The 2,354-nt window shown below is 32.6% G+C and carries 3 protein-coding genes; all 3 read left to right on the top strand.

Going from position 1 to position 2,354, the window contains the following annotated elements:
* Nucleotides 1-458 (top strand): hypothetical protein (locus CXF71_RS10145; RefSeq protein ID WP_232771440.1); only part of this gene is annotated, 458 nt, incomplete at its 5' end.
* Nucleotides 459-1,060: 602 nt separating this feature from the next.
* Entirely contained in the window at nucleotides 1,061-1,693 is a 633-nt protein-coding gene (locus tag CXF71_RS10135; RefSeq protein ID WP_101232844.1) for a hypothetical protein, read from the top strand.
* Between the two features lie 111 nt (nucleotides 1,694-1,804).
* The gene (locus CXF71_RS10130) at nucleotides 1,805-2,323 is read left to right on the top strand and encodes a sel1 repeat family protein (protein ID WP_101232843.1); all 519 of its coding nucleotides are present in this window, start codon (nucleotides 1,805-1,807) and stop codon (nucleotides 2,321-2,323) included.
* The last annotated feature ends 31 nt before the right edge of the window (nucleotides 2,324-2,354 follow it).

Genomic DNA, 2,354 nt, shown 5'->3' with positions numbered 1-2,354 from the left:
GGCTACGTTTCGCTTCGCTACACAATTTTAGCCAACCATTACTTAGCCTGTTATTTGGGCGTTATGTTTACGGAGTATGCATGAAGAGAGTTGCACTTATATATTTTATTACCGTCTTAGTTGGAGTAATTACAGCCTCAGCAGCTTCCGTCTATTTGTATGTTCATACGCTTAATAAATATGAATCAAGCTTTATTAAAGAGTCTCATTTGGGGCAAGTGCAAGATGGATTGTTAATTGATTTATTAACCCAGAATATTCAATTAGCAAAACAAAATAATACGGATGAACTAATTAAAAATAACTGCAAACATTTAAAATTAGCAACTAGCTCCATCACAAGTGTTATTGAAGGTGGTGAAATTAGAGGGTCTTTATTTGAGCAGCAGTTATTAAATCAATCTATAAAAGCTAAAAAATTATTAGGGCAATTAAAACTAGAAGGTTATTGCCTGTAAAAGTAAACATAACAAGGCATTAAAGCAGGAAAATTTACAGTTGGCTGTTTTCACTGCGTTCAACATTTTAGCCAACTATAAATTTCCTCTTAATGAGGCGTTAGGCTTACCTCAAGTATGGATGCTTTTTAAACTATGGCTCACAAAATTTTACTGACTTTGTCTATTATTTCGCTTTTAGCATTTTCTGTTTTCTCGTTATGGTTTCCGCAATATAATCACGAGCAATCGAAGTCAAATTATACAATTGAACAAATGACGGAATTACAAAATCAGTTTATTTCTGTGCTAAAGAATGAATCAATTCCTCTAGAACGTTCAGAGCTAGTCTCACAAATTGAAATGCAACATGAGCTTAATCTCTCAAACGAGGAATACTTAAAAGCTCAATTTAATTCTAGCTATTCTTTAGCCAAGTTATTGTTTAGTATACTGGTTGTGCATTTTGTTATTTTGTTATTGACTGTAAAGTTTAAAAGTAAGCCTAGCAAGAAAATCAACAAGGACACGTAACAGTTGGCTACGTTTCGCTTCGCTACACAATTTTAGCCAACCATTACTTAGCCTGTTATTTGGGCGTTATACAAAAAGAGAGGATACAAATGAAGTTCTACACGATTTTAGCTTTATGTTTTTTTGCATTTAATGCTGTTGCAAGTAAAAAAGCGATTACGGATGAAGGTGATGTTGTTGTTTTAAATGACGATGGAACCTGGATATATGAAAACGGAAAGGCTGAAAATGAAATTAAACTGGATATGAATCCATTAACTTTCTCTAAGAATTCTGATTCTAAATTTATGCTAAAAAGCGGAAAAACTAACACTGCTTTTTGGATAAATCCAAAAAAATGGACATTCAAAAAAAATGAGAATGGACATGAAGCAGCAGAATATACATTTAATGTTAAAGGGAGTGATCTATATGGAATGGTTATTTCTGAACAGTTAGAAATTAAACTTGAAAATTTTGTAGATCTTGCATTCGATAATGCAAAAGGTGCTGCGCCGGATATGAAAGTTGTAAAAAAAGAATATCGTATGGTGAATGATCAGAAGGTTATATACATGGAAATGGAAGGAACAATTCAAAGTATGAAATTCACATATTTAGGTTACTACTTTTCTGATTCATCAGGTTCAACTCAATATTTAACTTATACAGGTACTAATTTAGTTAAAAAATATAGAAAAGATATAGATGATTTTTTAAATGGTTTCGTAAGTCAATTGTAACTTTTGTATAACAAGTTGCTTAAACGGAAAAATAACAGTTGGGCATCGCTTCGCGATTATAGCCAACCATTCTTTTCCGCTTAGCAAAGCGTTAGGCATCAAGGATAGTCAGTGGAACATTATAAGAATATACTTTTTTTAGTTTTAACTATTTTACTTTCTTCATGTGCATCATCAGATGTAATGAGGAAAACAACATACTCCTTAGAAGTTAAAGAATATAATGGTATCAAGCACTACAAAAATGGTGATTATGAAAAAGCCTTTAACTTTCTAAAAGAACCAGCTGCATGGGGTTATAAAGGGTCGCAATATGCTATTGCTTTCATGTTTTTGAAAGGTGAGCATGTTGAACAATCTACCTTGTTAGGTATGGGTTGGCTTGGTGTAGCTAAAGAAGCAAATGTTAAAAATTGGACAGAGCAATATAATACTTTTTATAATTCTGCCACCAAAGAGCAAAAGATAAAATTTGATCAAATCAAAGACATTTATATCCATAGATACGGACTGGTTGCACAAGACATAACTTGTCGAAAGTCAACATCAGCCAAATCTAAAAGAGTTAAGGTTGACTGCCATAAATATGATGGCACAGGTGTGTTATATGAAATTGACCTTGTAGAATAAAATGCCTATAAGAATTTCAAGTGGGACTGCT

The sequence above is a fragment of the Colwellia sp. 12G3 genome, assembly GCF_002836775.1.
GTDB lineage: Bacteria > Pseudomonadota > Gammaproteobacteria > Enterobacterales > Alteromonadaceae > Colwellia.
The sequence above is the reverse complement of the archived record's forward strand: the minus strand, read 5'-3'. Positions and strand labels throughout refer to the sequence as shown.

Excerpts from the sequence above, each read along its gene's own strand:
- CXF71_RS10135 (WP_101232844.1), top strand. The coding sequence starts at position 1,061 with ATGAAGTTCTACACGATTTTAGCTTTATGTTTTTTTGCATTTAATGCT.